The sequence below is a fragment of the Amycolatopsis sp. NBC_00348 genome (genome assembly GCF_036114655.1).
GTDB lineage: Bacteria > Actinomycetota > Actinomycetes > Mycobacteriales > Pseudonocardiaceae > Amycolatopsis.
The window spans coordinates 10,050,892-10,068,106 of sequence record NZ_CP107994.1 but is presented as its reverse complement, the minus strand read 5'-3'; the positions used below and the strand labels follow the sequence as shown (position 1 = coordinate 10,068,106).

Below are 17,215 nucleotides of genomic sequence, written 5' to 3'. Positions count from 1 at the left end.
CCCGACCCTCCAGGCACGCGACCCGACTCCCAAACACGCGAGTCGACCCTCCAATCACGCGTGATGCCTCTCCAATCACGCGTGATGCCCGTTCAATCACACGAGATGCCTCGCCGATCACGCGAGTCTCGCCGCCAATCACGCGAGTCCCGCCTCTGATCACACGAGTTCCGGCCCCAATCGCACGAGCCCCGGCCCAGCCATCCCCGGCTCCGGCCCGGCAACTCCGTCCCCGGCCTCAAAACACGAGTCCCGGCTGCAGCCACCCCCGACTCCGGCCCGGCCACCCCGGTCCCGGCCTCAGCATCACGAGTCCCGGCCCCAACCACGCCAGTCACGAGCCCAATCACACGAGTTCCGGGCCCAATCACGCCAACCCCACTCAGCCACCCGAGTTTCTGGCCCCGCCAGCCGAAGCCCGACCCCAATCGCGCCGGTTGCGGACCCGACCACGCCAAACCGCCTCAGCCGCCCAAGTTTCTGGCCCCAACCACATGAATTCCGGCCCCACTCACACCGGCGCGGGCCCCGCCCACACTAGGTCCGCCTCAGCCTCGCGAGTTTCCGGCCTCAACCACGCGAATCCCGGCCCCAATCACGCCAGTGCGGGCCCGACCACGCCATCCGCTTAAGCCGCGCGAGTTCTGGCCTTAACTGCGCGAGTTCCGGCCTCAATCACGCGAGTTCCGGGTCCAACCACATCAGGCCGGCCCAACCAGAAGAGTTCCGGGCTCAACCGCGCCAGATCGACCGAATCACAAGAGAGTTCCGAGCCCGACCACACCAGACCAATCGCGCCGGACCCGCCTCAAATCACGCAAGCTCGCACCGAGCCCGCGGGCTACCCCGTCGAGGTGGCCCGCGGTACCCGTCAGAACCAGCAGTCGGGCCGCACGCGCAGCAGTTCCGTCTTCAGCACCGGCGTCCCGTCGACCGGCGCCGGGTCGTCCGCGGTCGGCTGAATACCGCCGGCGGCGACCTTGTCCAGCGTCCGCAGGCCCGCGGCGCCGACCGTGCCGAACACCGTGTAGTCCGGCCGCAGCGCGGAATCGCCGTACACGACGAAGAACTGCGAACCGTTCGTCGCCGGGCCCGCGTTGGCCATCGCCAGCAACCCCCGCGCGTAAACCCGGCGCGCACCGGTCGGGTCGGTCGGTGCCGGCGGCAGGTCCACCGGCAGCTCGTCCTTGTACTTGTAACCCGGCCCGCCCTCTCCGGTCGCGGTCGGGTCGCCGCACTGCAGGACCTTCAGCGTCGGGTACGACGTCAGCCGGTGGCACACCGTGCGGTCGTAGAACCGGTGCTGCGCCAGGTGCAGGAAGCTCTGCACCGTGCACGGCGCCTTCGCGCGGTCGAGCCGCAGCGGAAGCGCGCCCTGGCTGGTCGGAACTGCGACGTCGACCTTGCCGCGGTCCGGGGTGTGCCGCGGGTCGGGCGGCAGCGGCACCGGCCGGGAAGCCGGCTCGTCCGGCGTCTCGGTGTACTGGCAGGGGCCGTGCGTGGTCTTCGGCGGTGGCGCGGTGTCGTCCGCGGCGGCGACGCCGCTCCCGGCCGCGAACAACGCGCCGACCGCCAGCGCGGTGACCAGTGCTTTCTTCATCCTGCACGCCCTCCCAGTGATCGCCCGGTTCCGGAGCGTCCCGCAGTCTAGGGCCCGGCACCGACAAGAAGAACCGGCAAAAGTCGCCCATGTCATCTACTCGGGTGAACCGCGGCGCCGGACCCCGGAAATTGTCGGACCCCCGGAGCACGATCTCGATCACGCGGCAAAGCGCCGCCCGGCGAAGGGGGAAGTCATGACGGTCCACGTGGTCAACCGGCGAAGAACCACCGTGGCGGCAAGCCATCCCGGCGCGCTGATCGCGGACGTGACGTCGCGCGGACCGGAGCCGTGGGTGCGGTTCAGCCCGTTCTACCCGCACGGCGGGATCCCGGTGCCGTACTCACCGGGCGTCGAGAGCGCGTCGGTCGAAGGGATCTGGCAGGCGCTGAAAGTCTTCCGCGGCACCGGAATCGACGTCGGAAAGCTGGGCGTGACGTCGATGAAGGGTCTGAAGCACACGGTCCGCAAACACGGCGAGGTGGTGGGTCACCGCACCGGCGTCGAAGGCTCGGAGCTGCTGGCGTACGAACAGGCCCGGAGGCGGATCTACCTGCCGTCCTACCGCTGGGTCCTGGAGAACAAGCTGGCCGACCTGGTCGGCGAACTCCGCGAAGCGAGCGCGGAGCGGGACATCGTGCTGCTGGACTACACGACGAACGGCGAGGTCGAGAACCTGTCGAAACCGTTGTCCCACGCGGCATTGCTGAGAACGCACCTGACCGGGGAGTGGCCGTGGGCGCTCTGATCCTCCGGCTCATCAGCCGCGTCGTGCGCCGGTTCCGTCCGGCCGCGGAACCCGCACTAGCTCCGCAGGTCCGCGATCAGCGCGTCCGCGGCGGCGAACGGGTCCAGCTCCCGGGCGACAACCCGCTCGGCCACGCCCGCCAGCCGGCCGCCACCACGCAGGTCGGTCAGCTCGGCCCGCAACTGCCGGAGCGCGATGGCCTCCACCTCGTCGCGGGCCCGCGCCACCCGGCGGCGCCCCAGCTCGTCGTGGGCGACCAGCCAGTCGTGGTGCTCGGCCAGCGCGCGGACGACGTCGTCGACGCCCTCACCCTTGGCCGCGACCGTCCGGACGATCGGCTGGCGCCAGCTCGGCCCGCGGATCTCCCGGCGCGCCAGCGAGATCATCTGCTTGAGGTCGTGCACCGTGGCTTCCGCGCCGTCGCGGTCGGCCTTGTTGACGACGAAGACGTCAGCGATCTCCAGCACCCCCGCCTTGGCCGCCTGGATCCCGTCGCCCATGCCCGGCGCGAGCAGCACCACGGTGGTGTCGGCGAGCTTCACGACGTCCACTTCAGACTGTCCGACCCCGACGGTCTCGATCAGCACCACGTCGAAACCGGCGGCGTCGAGCACGCGCACGGCCTGCGGGGTGGCCCACGAGAGCCCGCCGAGGTGCCCGCGGGTGGCCATCGAGCGGATGAACACGCCGGGATCGGTGGCGTGCTCGGTCATCCGGATCCGGTCGCCAAGCAGCGCTCCGCCGGAAAACGGCGAAGACGGATCGATCGCGAGCACCCCGACCCGCTTGCCCTCCGCGCGCAACGCCGTCAGCAAAGCCGACGTCGAAGTCGACTTGCCGACGCCGGGCGGGCCGGTGAGCCCGACGATCCGGGCCCGCCCGGTGTGCGGCGTCAGCGCTCGCGCGATCTCCGCGACACGCGGGTGGGCGTCCTCGACGAGCGAAAGCAGCCGCGCGACGGCACGGGATTGCCCGTCCCGCGCGCGGCCGACCAGGTCGTCGAGGTCGAGTGCGGCGATCACCTACGCGGACGGCACCCGCAGCAGCAGGGCGTCGCCCTGGCCACCGCCACCGCACAGCGCGGCGGCACCGAGGCCACCACCGCGGCGGCGCAGCTCGTGGATCAGGTGCACGGCCAGCCGCGCCCCGGACGCCCCGATCGGGTGGCCGAGCGCGATGGCACCACCGTTGACGTTGACCTTCTCCGGGTCGATGCCGAGCTTGTCGGTCGACACCAGGCCGACGGCGGCGAACGCCTCGTTGATCTCGATCAGGTCGAGCGCGTCGGCGGTGAGCTTCTCCTTCGCCAGCGCGGCGAGGATGGCGTTCGACGGCTGCTCGTGCAGGCTCGCGTCCGGACCGGCGACGACCCCGTGCGCACCGATTTCGGCGATCGCCGTAAGGCCCAGCTCCTCGGCCTTGGCCTTGCTGGCCACGACCACCGCGGCGGCGCCGTCGGAGATCTGCGAGGCGGAGCCCGCGGTGATGGTGCCGTCGGCGGCGAAGGCGGGGCGCAGCTTCGCGAGGCCTTCGGCGGTGGTGTCGGCGCGGACACCCTCGTCGGTGTCGATGACGACCGGGTCACCCTTGCGCTGCGGGATGGAGACCGGCGCGATCTCGTCGGCGAAGTAGCCGTTCTTGATGGCTTCGGCGGCGCGCTGGTGGGAGCGCGCCGAGAACGCGTCCTGCTGCTCGCGGGTGACGCCGTAGCGGGAGTTGTACTTCTCCGTCGAGGCGCCCATGGCGACCTGGTCGAAGGCGCAGAAGAGACCGTCGTGGGCCATGTGGTCGACGAGGGTGGTGTCGCCGTACTTGAAGCCGGAGCGGGACTTGGGCAGCAGGTGCGGCGCCTGGGTCATCGACTCCTGGCCACCGGCGACGACGATGTCGAACTCGCCGGCGCGGATCAGCTGGTCGGCGAGCGCGATGGCGTCGAGGCCGGAGAGGCAGACCTTGTTGATCGTCAGCGCGGGCACGCTCATCGGGATGCCCGCGGCGACCGCGGCCTGGCGGGCCGGGATCTGGCCGGCGCCGGCGGTCAGCACCTGGCCCATGATCGTGTACTGCACCGCGTCCGGGGCGACCCCGGCGCGTTCGAGGGCCGCTTTGATCGCGACCCCGCCCAGCTGCGCCCCCGTGAGGTCCTTGAGGGACCCCAGCAGGCGCCCGATCGGTGTACGGGCGGCACCCAGGATCACGGAACCGGACACGGCGTCCTCCAAGCTTCGGCGCATGGGCAGTTCGCTCGACCATACCCGGGGGGTGGGCTTCTTGATGGAGCCAGTGTGAGGCGGGGCACGCGACGATTCCGGCTCGACGCCGTGCCGCGGCCGCCTATCCTGCCTCCATGAATGACGCCCTGCGGCCGTTCGTGACGGCCATCGACCACGTCGGCATCGCGGTCCCGGACCTGGACGCGGCCATCGAGTTCCACCGCGCGCACTTCGGTCTCGAAGTGGCGCACGAGGAGGTGAACGAGGAGCAGGGAGTGCGTGAGGCGATGCTGCGCGCGCCCGGCACAGCGGGCACGGAGACACAGATCCAGCTGCTGGCCCCGCTGCGCGACGACTCGGCGATCGGCAAGTTCCTGGCGAAGAGCGGGCCGGGGCTGCAGCAGCTGGCGTACCGCGTGTCCGATGTGGACGCAGCGGCGGCGGCCCTGCGCGATCAGGGCCTGCGCCTGCTGTACGCGGAGGCGAAGCGCGGCACGTCCAACAGCCGGGTGAACTTCGTCCACCCGAAGGACGCGGGCGGTGTCCTCGTGGAGCTGGTAGAGCCGGCCAAGGACGACTCCGCGCACTAGCGCGGACGCGGAACCCCGCCCGGCACAACAGTCCGGCGCGAGATCGCGCGCAAGACACAACGGGGGCGGGGCGGGGCGGGGCGGGGCGGGGCGGGGCGGGGCGGGGCGGGGCGGGGCGGGGAAGCCTGACTCACATCGCCGACCGTGCGCCACCCGGCAGCCGACCGATGCAGCACGCGAAGCCGACGGTTCTATCGGCGCCGCAAGGCCCGGTCGGCCGCCGCTCGCAGGGCCCACGCGCGCCAAGCCCGCCCACTCCGCGCCCATTCCGGACGACCCACTCCGTCCGGAGTGGGTCGTGCTCTCGGTTTCGCGCCGGACTTGGTGTGCCGGGGCCCACTCCGGGCGGCGGCTCAGGTCGGGCGGCTCAGGTCGGGCCTGTCCCGGCTCCGCTCGGCGGGCGCAGCCTCGGCGGGCGCAGCCTCGGCGGGCGTGGCGCCAGGCGATGCGGCCTTGGCTGCGAGCGACTCCGCGATGAAGGTGAGCTCGCCGTCGAACTCGGCGGGAAGGTCGTCGTCGGAGTGACGGGCCGTCGCGTGCCGGTGGCTGACCGCGCGGGCGAGCAAGCCCGACGCGCGGTCGACGTCGGCGTTCGACAAGTGGCCGCCGGTGGCCGCCAGGATCACCGAACGGACCTGCCGTACCAGGACCTGGAAGCGCGCGTGGAGAGCGTCGCGGACGACGTGGTGGGTGTCAGCCTCGCGCCACAGCAGGTGCGAGAGCCCGAGTGACCGGCTGAAGCGGTGGTCCAGTTCACGGACGAGCCGGCGAAGGCTGCCCGCGAGGTCGCCGGGGACGACGACCGCGGCCGGTTCGATGCGCTCGTCGGGCAGCCGCTCGACGAGCGCGGTGAGCAGGTCGGCCTTGTGCCGGAAGTAGTAGTGCACCAGGCCCTTCGGCACCCCGGCCCGCTCCGCGATGCGGGAGGTCGGGGTGGCGTCGAAGCCGGACTCGGCGAAGAGCGCCTCGGCGGCGCAGAGGATGCGCTCTTTCGCCGAATCCTCGGTCATTCCGGTGCCTCCTGGTCGTTCGGTGCCGGTCGTTCGGGGCCGACCCCGCAAGTTGAGCGGTCTGCGCCGGGCGCCCTGTGCGGGACGGCCGGCGCAGACCGCTCAGTGTCGGCCACTCAGTGCGACCGCTCAACTGCCAGTCGGTCAGCGTCGGCCCCTCAGGCACCGGCCACTCAAGCACCGGCCACGGCCGCTGGGCGTCGACTGTCCGTGGGCGGGTCAGTGTTGGCCCGCTGTGCGGTGCGCCGCGGTCGCTACCGGCATCGCCGCCGCGCCGGCGATGACCGTCAGCACTCCGGCGATCCAGGACGTCCTGGACGCGCCGTCGAACGACGTGTAGCCCAGCACCCACGGTGCGATGAAGAACAGCACGCCGAGGGCTATCTGGATGCCTTCGCCGTAGACCGCGCCCGGCACCGCTAGCGAGGCCAGGCCGTCCAGGGCGATCAGCGCTCCCAGGACGACCAGCGTCCACATCGCGGTCGTGTCCGTGCTCAGCCAAAGGGGTGAAAGAGCGGCTACGGCCCCGATGACGACCTCGGCCCAGTCGTGGGGGCGGGTCCATGCGTGCGTGGAGACTTCACTCATTCGTGCTCACCGCCGTCGGTGATCCTGCTGGTCGGGTGGGTGTTTCCTGCTTTGATCGTGCGCTTTGACTGGCCAGCCGGTCAAGAATGCTCCGTCACAGTTCGAGGTGAATTCGTGCTGCTCGTCTCGTACAGTTGTGGACGCGAGTTACCGGCGAGTAATTTCTGCCGCCAACGCCGTTGACCCCGGAGGAATCAATGACGCAGCTCGGCGAGATCCAGCAGGCCATCCTGAACGGCGAGTCGGCCGCGGTCGGCTCGTTGCCCGTGCCGGAGAGCTATCGAGGGGTGACCGTCCACGCGGACGAGGTCGACATGTTCGACGGCCTCGAGAGCCGGGACAAGGATCCGCGCAAGTCGCTGCACGTCGATGACGTGCCCGTCCCAGAACTCGGCCCCGGTGAGGCGCTGGTCGCGGTGATGGCGAGCGCGATCAACTACAACACCGTGTGGACGTCGATCTTCGAGCCGATCCCGACGTTCAAGTTCCTGAAGAAGTACGGGAAGCTCTCGCCGTTGGCGAAGCGGCATGACCTGCCGTATCACGTGGTCGGGTCGGACCTGTCCGGTGTTGTGCTGCGCACCGGGGTCGGGGTGCACACCTGGAAGCCGGGCGACGAGGTGGTCGCGCACTGCCTGAACGTCGAGCTGGAGAGCCCGGACGGGCACAACGACACGATGCTCGACACCGAGCAGCGGATCTGGGGCTTCGAGACGAACTTCGGTGGCCTCGCCGAGGTCGCGTTGGTCAAGGCGAACCAGCTGATGCCGAAGCCGGATCACCTGACCTGGGAGGAAGCCGCCTCGCCCGGGCTGGTCAACTCGACGGCCTATCGGCAGCTGGTCTCGCGCAACGGCGCGGACATGAAGCAGGGTGACGTCGTCCTGATCTGGGGCGCGTCGGGTGGGCTCGGGTCGTATGCGACGCAGTACGCGTTGAACGGCGGCGCCATCCCGGTGTGTGTGGTGTCGAGCCCGGAGAAGGCGGCGATCTGCCGGAAGCTCGGTGCGGAGCTGATCATCGACCGCAGTGCCGAGGCCTACAAGTTCTGGAAGAGCGACACCGAGCAGGACCCGAAGGAGTGGCAGCGTTTCGGGGCGAAGATCCGGGAGCTGACCGGCGGCGAGGACCCGGACATCGTGTTCGAGCACCCGGGCCGGGAGACGTTCGGTGCGTCGGTCTACGCGGCGCGCAAGGGCGGGACGATCGTGACCTGCGCGTCGACCTCGGGATACATGCACCAGTACGACAACCGGTACCTCTGGATGAACTTGAAGCGGATCGTCGGCTCCCATTTCGCGAACTACCGCGAGTCGTGGGAGGCGAACCGGCTGATCGCGAAGGGTCTGATCCACCCGACGTTGTCGAAGACGTATGCGTTGGAGGAGACCGGGCAGGCCGCGCTGGACGTGCACCGCAACGCGCACCAGGGCAAGGTCGGCGTGCTCGCGCTCGCACCGCAGGAGGGCCTCGGCGTCCGCAACGAGGAGAAGCGCGCGAAGCACCTCGAAGGGATCAACGCGTTTCGCGGCGCCTGAGCGGGAAAGGGGCCGGATCGCGGCGTCGGGATCCGCCTGGATCCGGCCCGATCCGGCAAGATCCTTTCGCCGCATCGGGCGGTACTTTCGGCGCAGGCCCCGGGTGCTCACCCTTCCGTGACCCGGCTGCGACTACGGTAGGCGCATGAGCCTTGGCGATGAACGGGAGCTTGTGCCGCTGGGAGCCGGCTTCGACGTGGCGAAGCGCGGGTACAGCCGAGCACAGGTCGACGAGCACCTCGAACGGCTGGACGCCGACCTGAAGATGCTCACCGCGGATCGGGACGCCGCCATCGCGCAGGCCGGCGACCTGGCCCGGCAGCTGGAGATCGCGCGCGGCGAGATCGCGGACCTGCGCGGGCAGGTCGACCGGCTGGCCCAGCCGCCCACCAGCGTCGAAGGCCTCTCGGAGCGGCTGCAGCGGATGCTGCGCCTGGCCCAGGACGAGTCCGCGGACACGCGGGCCCGCGCCGAAGCGGAGGCCGGCCACATCCGGGCCAAGGCCGAGACGGACGCGAGCGCCATGCGCGCCCGCTACGAGCAGCTGCTCACCGAGCTCGACCTGCGCCGCAAGGAGATGGAAGCGGAGCACCGCAAGGTGCTCGAGGACGCCCGCGCGCAGGCCACGGAGATCACCGGCAAGGCCGAGGCCGAGCGCACGAAGCTCGACACCGAGTCGTCGGACCGCCGCACGAAGGTCGAAGAGGACTTCGAGATCGCGATGGCCGCGCGCCGCAGCGAGGCGATGCGGGTGCTGGCCGAGCAGGAAGCGGCGAGCAAGGCCGAGGCCGCGCGCCGCGTCCAGGAGGCGACGCAGGACGCCGCCGACATCCGCACGAAGATCCTCGACGAGGAGAAGTCAGCGAAGGCCGAGATCGACCGCCGTCAGCGGGAGTCGGTCGCGGACGCGAACAAGCGCCGTCAGGACTCGCTCAACGAGGCCAACGCCCGCCTCGCCGAAGCTGCGGACGAGGCCCGGCGCCGCGTCTCGACGGCGACCGACGAGTCGAACCGGCGGATCACCCAGGCGAATGAACGCGTCGACTCGCTGCGCAAGGTCCGCGGCGGGCTGGCCGAGCAGGTGCGCGCGGCGCGGGCGGTGCTCGCCGAGGCGCACACCGTCCTCGGCGACGACGTCAAGGTGCCCGCGGAGGTCACGGCCGATCTGAAGGCGGCGGACCTGAAACCGGACCAGCCGGCGGCGGAATCCGACACCGGGAAAACCAAGCCGGTGAACGACGTCGAGGAGACCATCCGGATCCGGGCCTCGGACGTTCCGAAGCCGAAGCCGGCGGCGAAGCCCACCCCCAAGCCCACACCGAAGCCCAGTCCGCGGCCAAGCGGAGCGCAGAAAGCGACTGGCGAGTAACCTTCGACCCGACACGAGCTCGGACGAGCCCGCGCGGTCGACGCCGACCGTCATCGTCCCTGCTCACGCGGGATCACGTGGAGGTTTTGCGCATGGGTGCGGCATATCGGACCGTGGTGGTGGGCACGGACGGCTCGGAGTCTTCGTTCGCGGCGGTGGACCGCGCGGCGGCGGTGGCCGGCGACGCGGGGGCGACGCTCGTCATCACGTGCGCGTTCTACCCGGCCAGCAAGACCGACGTCGACAAGGCCCAGGACGTCCTGGGTGACGAGGCTTACCAGGTCGTCGGCTCGGCGCCGGCCGAGGACACCCTGCAGTCCGCGCGCGACCGGGCGGTCCGCGCCGGCGCGGAGAAGATCGACACGGTCGCGGTGAAGGGCGACCCGGTCGAATCGCTGCGCAAGGTCGTCCACGAGCGTGAGGCGGACCTGCTGGTCGTCGGCAACCGCGGGCTGAACACGATCGCGGGCCGGATCCTGGGCTCGGTGCCGTCGGAGGTGGCGCGCAAGTCCGGTGTGGACGTGCTGATCGTCCACACGACCTGACGTGACCGATTCGGGCGAAGGGCTTCAGCAGCGGCTCGAGCGGATCCTGCTCGGCGGCCGGCGGAAGTACACCCGGCTCGAAGTGGCCGAGAAGGCCGGCGTGCCCGACGATCGGTCGCGCCGGCTTTGGCGTGCGCTGGGGTTCGCGACCGTCCCCGACGACGAGGTGGTCTTCACCGACGCCGACGTCGAGGCCATGCGGACGGCGGATCAGCTGGTGCGGTCGGGCCTGATCGACCCGAGCATCGAGGTGGCGGTGACGCGCGCGCTCGGCCAGCACCTGTCGCGGCTGGCCGAGTGGCAGGTCGACATGCTGTTCGAGCTGATCAAGGAGCAGCCGGAGCTGGGGCGCAGCGAGCGCCAGGTGGCCCGGCTCGTCGACCGGCTGCTGCCGGAGCTCGAGCAGGTGCAGAACTTCGTCTGGCGCCGGCACCTGGCGGCGTACGCCGGCCGGGCGTTCGCGGCGCCGGACGAGAACCTCGAGACGCGCACCCAGGTGGTCGGGTTCGTCGACATGGTCGGCTACACGCGCCTGACGCGCCAGATCGACGAGGACGAGCTGAGCCGCGTGCTCGACGTGTTCGAGCTGCTGGCGACGGAGACGATCGCCGAGCACCACGGCCGCGTGGTGAAGATGATCGGCGACGAGGTCCTGTTCGTCGCCGACTCGGCGGTGGCCGCGGCGGAGATCGCGCTGGCGTTGTCCGAGCGCACCTCGGCGGACGAGAGCATCCCGGCGGTCCGCGCGGGCATGGCGTCCGGCCGCGTCTTGAACCGCTTCGGCGACGTCTACGGCTCGGTGGTCAACCTGGCGGCCCGCCTGACGTCGGTGGCCCGCCCGGGCACGATCCTGATCGACCGCGAGCTGGCGACCGAGCTGGCGGAGGAACCGGCGTACGAGCTGCGCCAGCGCCGCCCGGTGACGGTCCGCGGCTACAACCGCCTCCGCCCCTCGGCGCTGCGCCGCGCGCCAAAGGTCCCGACGGGCGCCTTCGCAAGCTCACAACAGCTGGCGGCGGAGATGCTGGGCCTCACGGAGCCGAAGACCGCGGAAGACGAGACCGCGCTTGTCGGCGAGGACACCGCCGAGACGCCCCGCTCACGCCGCCGTCGCCGCCGGCGCATGCTCTGACACACCTCACCACCAGCCGAAACTCCCCCACCGCTCCCAGGGGGGCGTCCCCAGGTCCAGTCTAGTGGCGACCACCGTCCGGACCCGGGGAAACGGGTCTGAAGGGCCGAGTTGCCCACAAGTGAGCGTGCCTGTGGACAACACAGGTCTCAGGCGTCGTAGTCCACTGTGACTGTCTCCGAGACCGGGTATGACTGGCACGTCAGGACGAAACCCGCCGCTACCTCGGCCTCCTCCAGGGCGAAGTTGCGGCGCAGGTCCACCTTGCCCTCCGTGACTCGCGCTCGGCAGGTGCCGCACACGCCGCCCTTGCAGGCGAACGGCAAGTCCGGGCGGTAGCGCTGGGCGCCGTCCAGGACCGAGGACGTCCTGGGCAGTGTCATCGTCGAAGCGCGGCTGTCCAGGACCACCCGGACTTCCGAGGATTCTCCGGCGACCTCGGGGTCCACGTGCGCGACCGGCTCCGGCGGGGTGTCCACGTAGAACAGTTCCTGGTGGATTCGTGCGCGCGGCACGTCAAGCGATGTCAGCAGCTCCTGTGCGCCCGTCACCATCTCGAACGGGCCGCACAGCCACCAGTGGTCCACTTCGGACACCGGGACCAGCGAGGAGAACAGCTGCCGCAGCTTCGGGACGTCCAGGCGGCCGGTGAACAGCTCTGCCTCGCGGGGCTCGCGGGACAGGACGTGGATCAGCTCCAAGCGGGACGGTGCGCGGTCCTTCAGGTCCGCCAGCTCGTCCGCGAACATCACCGTGTCCGTGCGGCGGTTGCCGTACAGCACCGTCACCGTCGCGTCCGGGGTGGCCAGCAGCGACGACACGATCGACAGCACCGGCGTGATGCCCGAGCCCGCCGCGATCAGGACGTGGTGGCCGCCCTGCGTCAGGTCCGGCGTGAACGAACCCGTGGGCGGGGCGACCTCGATCGTGTCGCCCGCGCGGACGTCGTTCAGCAGCCACGACGAGAACAAGCCGCCCGGGACCAGGCGGACGCCCACTCGCGGCGCCTTGCCCGCCGCCGCGCAGATCGAGTACGAACGGCGCTCATCGCGGCCGTCCACCGAGCGGCGCAGCGTCAGCGACTGGCCCGGTTTGAAGTCGAAGTCCGAGGCCAGCGAAGGGGGCACGTCGAACGTCACGGCGACGGCGTCGTCGCACAAGCGCGCGATGCCCGCGACCTTCAAGGGGTGAAACGCCACCTAGATCTCCTTGACGTGCTCGAAGGGCTCCTGGCACGACCGGCAGCGCCGCAGCGCCTTGCACGCCGTCGCGCCGAAGCGGGACTGCTCCTCCGTGTCCGCGGACCCGCACAGCGGGCACGGCACCGACGACACCGGCGCCGACAGCGTCAGCGGGATCGGGCCCGACCGCCGCGGCGCCGCGCCCGGCGGCGCGATCCCCGCCTCGGCCAGCTTGCGACGGCCTTCCGACGTGATCCAGTCCGACGTCCACGACGGCGCCAGCTGCGTCCGGATCTCGACGTCCGCGTAGCCCGCGCCGAGCAGCGCGTGCTCCAGGTCGTCGCGCATGGTGTCCATGGCCGGGCAGCCGGTGTACGTCGGCGTGATCGCGACGACGACCCGACCGTCCACTTCGGACACCGAGCGCAGCACGCCCAGGTCGGCCAGCGTCAGCATCGGCAGCTCGGGGTCGGTGACGGTCGATGCCACCGCGGTGGCGGTCACCATTTCGCGTCCGGCATCGCCCGGGCCACGCTCTGCAGCTCGGCCAGCAGGAGTCCCAGCTGTTCGGTGTGGACGCCGTCGCGGCCCGTCCGGCCCGAGACGCCGGCGATGTCACCGGACGACGGCCGCCTCAGGGTCGACGCCAAAAGCACCTGGTCCAGCACCGCATCGAACTCGGGCCGCAGCGAAGCCGCGTCCACCAGTTCCAGCGGGTGCGTCCGGAACAGCTCGCCGATGTACGGCCACACCGCGTCGAGCCCCTCCTGCATCCGCTCGTGCGACAGCGGCGTGCCGTCGCCGAGCCGGACCAGCCACTGCGCCGCGTAGTCGCGGTGGTAGGCGACTTCCTTGACGCCCTTGTCCGCGATCGCCGCGAGCACGGGGTCCACCGACGACACCAGGCGCTGCAGCAAGGCCAGCCGCCACGTCGAGAACACGAACAGCCGCGCGATCAGGTGCCCGAAGTGCCCGCCGCCCAGCTCCGCGAGCCGGACGTTGCGGAACTCGCGCTCGACGCGGTCGAACGCGAACGAGTCTTCCGAGCGCGAAGAGCCGTCGGCTTTGCCGGCGCGAGCCAGCAGCAGCCGCGCCTGGCCGAGCAGGTCGAGGCCGATGTTCGCGATCGCGACCTCGTCCTCCAGCTCGGGTGCGTTCGTGCACCACTCCTGCAGCCGGTGGGAGAAGATCAGCGCGTCGTCGCCCAGCATCAGGCAGTACGCCGCGAGCTGGGCACCATCCACACCGGACGGCACCGAAGTGTCCACACCGGACAGCGGGTCCTCGAAGCCGGTGCCGAACGCCCAGCGGGCGTCGTTCTCCTCGGTCAGCGACTCGTAGACGTTGTCGAAGCTCATATGTGCGGCACCTCCTCGGGGATGTCGTAGAACGTCGGGTGCCGGTAGACCTTGTCGCCGCTCGGCGCGAAGAACGGGTCCTTCTCGTCCGGCGACGACGCCGTGATGTCGGAGGCGCGCACGACCCAGATCGACACGCCTTCGTTGCGCCGCGTGTACAGGTCACGCGCGTGGTGCAGCGCCATCTCGTCGTCGGCCGCGTGCAGCGAGCCGACGTGCACGTGGTTCAGCCCGCGCTTGCCCCGGACGAACACCTCGTACAACGGCCAGTCGTGCTTGACCGGCCCGGGCGCGGCGGGAACGCCCTCGAGCGGGACGGCCCCGTGGCCGCCTTCGGCAGTCAGGTCGCTCACTTGCGCTCCTCTTTCTTCGCCGCGTGCGCCACGGCGGCCTCGCGAACCCACGCGCCGTCGTCGTGCGCGCGACGCCGGTGCGCGACGCGCGACGCGTTGCACGGGCCGTTGCCCTTCAACACGTTCTTGAACTCGTCCCAGTCCACGGCGCCGAAGTCGTAGTGCTCGCGTTCCGAATTCCACTTCAACGCAGGGTCCGGGAACGTCACGCCGAGCGCGGAAGCCTGCGGCACCGACATGTCGACGAAGCGCTGCCGCAGCTCGTCGTTGGTGTGGCGCTTGACCTTCCACGCCATCGACTGCGCGGTGTTCGGCGAGTCGGCGTCCGGCGGCCCGAACATCATCAGCGACGGCCACCACCAGCGGTTCACGGCCTCCTGGACCATGTCCCGCTGCTGCTGGGTGCCCTTCATCATCGTCATCAGCAGCTCGTACCCCTGCCGCTGGTGGAAGGACTCCTCCTTGCAGATGCGGATCATCGCCCGCGCGTACGGCCCGTACGAGCTGCGGCACAGCGGCACCTGGTTGCAGATCGCCGCGCCGTCGACCAGCCAGCCGATCACGCCGACGTCGGCGAAGGTCAGCGTCGGGTAGTTGAAGATCGACGAGTACTTCTGCTTGCCGGTGATCAGCTTGTCGGTCAGGTCCGCGCGGTCGGCGCCCAGCGTCGCCGCGGCCGAGTACAGGTAGAGCCCGTGGCCGGCCTCGTCCTGCACCTTGGCGAGCAGGATCGCCTTGCGCCGCAACGACGGCGCGCGCGTGATCCAGTTGCCTTCGGGCTGCATGCCGATGATCTCGGAGTGCGCGTGCTGCGCGATCTGCCGGATCATCGTCTTGCGGTAGCCCTCGGGCACCCAGTCGCGCGGCTCGATGCGCTGGTCGCGCTCGATGGTGTGCTCGAAGAGCTCTTCGAGGTTTTCGGCTACCGCTGTCACGGCTGCTCCTTCGACACGAGGGTCAGGACGTCGTACTTCGCGACCGAGTCGCCGTCCTGGTTGGTCACGTCGGCGTCCCAGTGGACCTCGCCGTACTCCTGGTCGATGCGCGGCGTGATCTGCTTGGCGGTGAGCGTCACGGTCAGCGCGTCGTCCACCTTCACCGGCGTCAGGAACCGCAGGTTCTCCAGGCCGTAGTTGGCCAGGACCGGGCCGGGCTCGGGTGAGACGAACAACCCCGCCGCGAACGAGACGACCAGGTAGCCGTGCGCGACGATCCCGCCGAACAGCGGGTTCGCGGCCGCGGCCGCGGGATCGGTGTGCGCGTAGAACGTGTCGCCGGTGAACTCGGCGAAGTGGTCGACGTCGGACTGCAGGACCGTGCGTGGCCCGGCGACGACGGAGTCGCCGATGCGCAGCTCGGTCAGGGACTTGCGGAACGGGTGGACGTCGCTCTCGGTGCGCGGCGCGCCGGCGACCCAGCGGCCGGTCACCGCGGTGAGCACCGCCGGCGAGCCCTGCACGGCCGTGCGCTGCATGTGGTGCAGCACGCCGCGGATCCCGCCCATTTCCTCGCCGCCGCCCGCGCGGCCGGGGCCGCCGTGCACCAGCTGCGGCATCGGCGAGCCGTGGCCGGTCGACTCCTTGGCGTCGTCGGCGTCCAGGACCAGCAGGCGGCCGTGGTAGGCCGCCGCGCCGAGGACGACCTCGCGGACGAACTCCTTGTCGGCGCTGACGATCGAGCCGGCCAGGCTGCCGCCGCCGCGCGCCGCCAGCTCGATGACCTGCTCGGTGGAGGTGTAGGGCAGCAGCGTCGAGACCGGGCCGAACGCCTCGACCTCGTGCGGCTCGGAGCGCTCCGGGTCGGCCTTGAGCAGCACCGGCGAGAGGAACGCGCCGCGCTCGGCGTCGGCGTCGACGACGTCGACCTTCTCCGGGTCGCCGAACACGATGCTGCCGGCGTCGAGCAGGGCCTTGAGCGAGCGCCGGACCTCTTCGCGCTGCTCCAGGCTGGCCAGCGCGCCCATCCGGACGCCCTCGGCGGTCGGGTTGCCGACCGTCACCTTCGCGAGCCGAGCGGACGTCGCCGCGGCGACGTCGTCGAGCAGCTCGGCCGGGACGAACGCGCGGCGGATGGCCGTGCACTTCTGGCCCGCCTTGACCGTCATCTCCGAGGTCAGCTGCTTGACGTAGAGGTCGAACTCGGTGGTGCCGGGCCGCGCGTCCGGGCCGAGGATCGAGCAGTTCAGCGAGTCGGCCTCGGCGTTGAAGCGGACGGCGTTGCGGATGATCGCCGGGTGCGCGCGCAGCTTCTGCGCGGTGGACGCCGAGCCGGTGAACGACACCAGGTCCTGCGCGGTCACGTGGTCGAGCAGATCGCCGACGCTGCCGGCGACGAACTGCAGCGAGCCCTCCGGCAGGATGCCCGACTCGACGATCAGCTCGACCAGCCGGGCGGTCAGGTAGGCCGTCTGGCTCGCGGGCTTGACCAGGCTCGGGACACCCGCGAGGAACGCGGGGGCGAACTTCTCCAGCGGACCCCAGACCGGGAAGTTGAACGCGTTGATCTGGACGTCGACGCCCCGCAGCGGGGTGGCGATGTGCTGGGCGACGAAGGTGCCGCCCTTGCTCAGCGGCTCGACGGCACCCTCGACGTAGACGGTGGCGTTCGGCAGCTCGCGCTTGCCCTTGGAGGCGTAGCTGAACAGGACGCCGATGCCGCCGTCGATGTCGAACTTGGAGTCACCCAGCGTGGAGCCGGTCTTCGCGGAGAGTGCGTACAGCTCCTCGCGGTGCTCGCGCAGGTGCGAGGCCAGCGCCTTGAGCAGCGCCGACCGCTGGTGGAACGTCAGCTCGCGCAGCGCCGGGCCGCCGACCCGCCGGCCGTACTCGAGCGCGCCCGCGAAGTCGACGCCCGCCGAGGAGACCCGGGCGACCTCCTCGCCGGTCGTGGCGTCGTGCAGCGGAACACCGTCTTCCGCCGCCGTGTGCCACTCGCCCGAGACGTAGCTGCGCAGCAAACCCATCGAGTCCGACCTCTCCACCGAATTACCT

The 17,215-nt window shown here is 70.8% G+C and carries 17 protein-coding genes; 6 read left to right on the top strand and 11 right to left on the bottom strand.

Features of this window, described 5'->3' with window-relative positions:
- Nucleotides 1-871: 871 nt before the first annotated feature.
- Nucleotides 872-1,600 carry a peptidylprolyl isomerase gene (locus OHS58_RS45520; protein WP_326955508.1) on the bottom strand — a complete coding sequence of 243 codons (729 nt, stop codon included), beginning with the start codon at nt 1,598-1,600 and terminating at the stop codon, nt 872-874.
- A gap of 196 nt (nt 1,601-1,796) precedes the next feature.
- On the opposite strand from OHS58_RS45520, the gene OHS58_RS45515 reads away from it, so the two are divergent.
- Entirely contained in the window at nt 1,797-2,348 is a 552-nt protein-coding gene (locus tag OHS58_RS45515; protein WP_328646399.1) for a DUF6939 family protein, read from the top strand.
- Between the two features lie 56 nt (nt 2,349-2,404).
- Here OHS58_RS45515 and meaB read toward each other — a convergent pair whose 3' ends face one another.
- Nucleotides 2,405-3,370: a methylmalonyl Co-A mutase-associated GTPase MeaB gene (gene meaB, locus OHS58_RS45510; protein WP_328646398.1), complete on the bottom strand. Its 966-nt coding sequence runs from the start codon at nt 3,368-3,370 to the stop codon at nt 2,405-2,407.
- A complete protein-coding gene (locus tag OHS58_RS45505; protein WP_328646397.1) occupies nt 3,371-4,558 on the bottom strand; it encodes an acetyl-CoA C-acetyltransferase in 1,188 nt (395 codons plus the stop codon). It lies immediately after the preceding gene.
- Between the two features lie 137 nt (nt 4,559-4,695).
- Here OHS58_RS45505 and mce point away from each other — a divergent pair, with 137 nt between their 5' ends.
- Complete coding sequence (gene mce, locus OHS58_RS45500; RefSeq protein WP_328646396.1) at nt 4,696-5,151, top strand: methylmalonyl-CoA epimerase; 456 nt, start codon at nt 4,696-4,698, stop codon at nt 5,149-5,151.
- Between the two features lie 353 nt (nt 5,152-5,504).
- Here the strand turns inward: mce and OHS58_RS45495 are convergent, their stop codons facing one another.
- Entirely contained in the window at nt 5,505-6,161 is a 657-nt protein-coding gene (locus OHS58_RS45495) for a TetR/AcrR family transcriptional regulator (RefSeq protein ID WP_328646395.1), read from the bottom strand.
- Between the two features lie 219 nt (nt 6,162-6,380).
- Nucleotides 6,381-6,749, bottom strand: a complete 369-nt coding sequence (locus OHS58_RS45490; RefSeq protein ID WP_328646394.1) for an SPW repeat domain-containing protein — start codon at nt 6,747-6,749, stop codon at nt 6,381-6,383.
- A 197-nt stretch (nt 6,750-6,946) separates the two neighbouring features.
- Between OHS58_RS45490 and ccrA the strand changes: the two genes are divergently transcribed.
- From ccrA to OHS58_RS45470, 4 genes are all read left to right on the top strand, one after another.
- Nucleotides 6,947-8,287 carry a crotonyl-CoA carboxylase/reductase gene (gene ccrA / locus OHS58_RS45485; RefSeq protein ID WP_326955514.1) on the top strand — a complete coding sequence of 447 codons (1,341 nt, stop codon included), beginning with the start codon at nt 6,947-6,949 and terminating at the stop codon, nt 8,285-8,287.
- Between the two features lie 172 nt (nt 8,288-8,459).
- The gene (locus OHS58_RS45480; protein WP_442875577.1) at nt 8,460-9,656 is read left to right on the top strand and encodes a chromosome segregation protein; all 1,197 of its coding nucleotides are present in this window, start codon (nt 8,460-8,462) and stop codon (nt 9,654-9,656) included.
- A 92-nt stretch (nt 9,657-9,748) separates the two neighbouring features.
- Nucleotides 9,749-10,201 carry a universal stress protein gene (locus tag OHS58_RS45475; protein ID WP_247061691.1) on the top strand — a complete coding sequence of 151 codons (453 nt, stop codon included), beginning with the start codon at nt 9,749-9,751 and terminating at the stop codon, nt 10,199-10,201.
- Nucleotide 10,202: 1 nt separating this feature from the next.
- The gene (locus OHS58_RS45470) at nt 10,203-11,333 is read left to right on the top strand and encodes an adenylate/guanylate cyclase domain-containing protein (protein WP_326946781.1); all 1,131 of its coding nucleotides are present in this window, start codon (nt 10,203-10,205) and stop codon (nt 11,331-11,333) included.
- A gap of 149 nt (nt 11,334-11,482) precedes the next feature.
- Here OHS58_RS45470 and paaE read toward each other — a convergent pair whose 3' ends face one another.
- The 6 genes from paaE to paaZ form a co-directional block, all read right to left on the bottom strand.
- The gene (gene paaE, locus OHS58_RS45465) at nt 11,483-12,532 is read right to left on the bottom strand and encodes a 1,2-phenylacetyl-CoA epoxidase subunit PaaE (RefSeq protein WP_328646392.1); all 1,050 of its coding nucleotides are present in this window, start codon (nt 12,530-12,532) and stop codon (nt 11,483-11,485) included.
- Complete coding sequence (gene paaD, locus OHS58_RS45460) at nt 12,533-13,021, bottom strand: 1,2-phenylacetyl-CoA epoxidase subunit PaaD (RefSeq protein ID WP_326946779.1); 489 nt, start codon at nt 13,019-13,021, stop codon at nt 12,533-12,535. It lies immediately after the preceding gene.
- Nucleotides 13,015-13,872 carry a 1,2-phenylacetyl-CoA epoxidase subunit PaaC gene (gene paaC, locus OHS58_RS45455; protein ID WP_328646391.1) on the bottom strand — a complete coding sequence of 286 codons (858 nt, stop codon included), beginning with the start codon at nt 13,870-13,872 and terminating at the stop codon, nt 13,015-13,017. Before paaC ends, paaD begins: the two co-directional genes overlap by 7 nt.
- Nucleotides 13,869-14,135 (bottom strand): 1,2-phenylacetyl-CoA epoxidase subunit PaaB, encoded by a 267-nt coding sequence (gene paaB / locus OHS58_RS45450; protein WP_247064017.1) that lies wholly within the window; start codon nt 14,133-14,135, stop codon nt 13,869-13,871. Before paaB ends, paaC begins: the two co-directional genes overlap by 4 nt.
- Before the next feature lie 86 nt (nt 14,136-14,221).
- Nucleotides 14,222-15,160 carry a 1,2-phenylacetyl-CoA epoxidase subunit PaaA gene (gene paaA / locus OHS58_RS45445; RefSeq protein WP_326955519.1) on the bottom strand — a complete coding sequence of 313 codons (939 nt, stop codon included), beginning with the start codon at nt 15,158-15,160 and terminating at the stop codon, nt 14,222-14,224.
- Entirely contained in the window at nt 15,157-17,187 is a 2,031-nt protein-coding gene (gene paaZ, locus OHS58_RS45440; protein ID WP_328646390.1) for a phenylacetic acid degradation bifunctional protein PaaZ, read from the bottom strand. Before paaZ ends, paaA begins: the two co-directional genes overlap by 4 nt.
- Nucleotides 17,188-17,215: the final 28 nt, after the last annotated feature.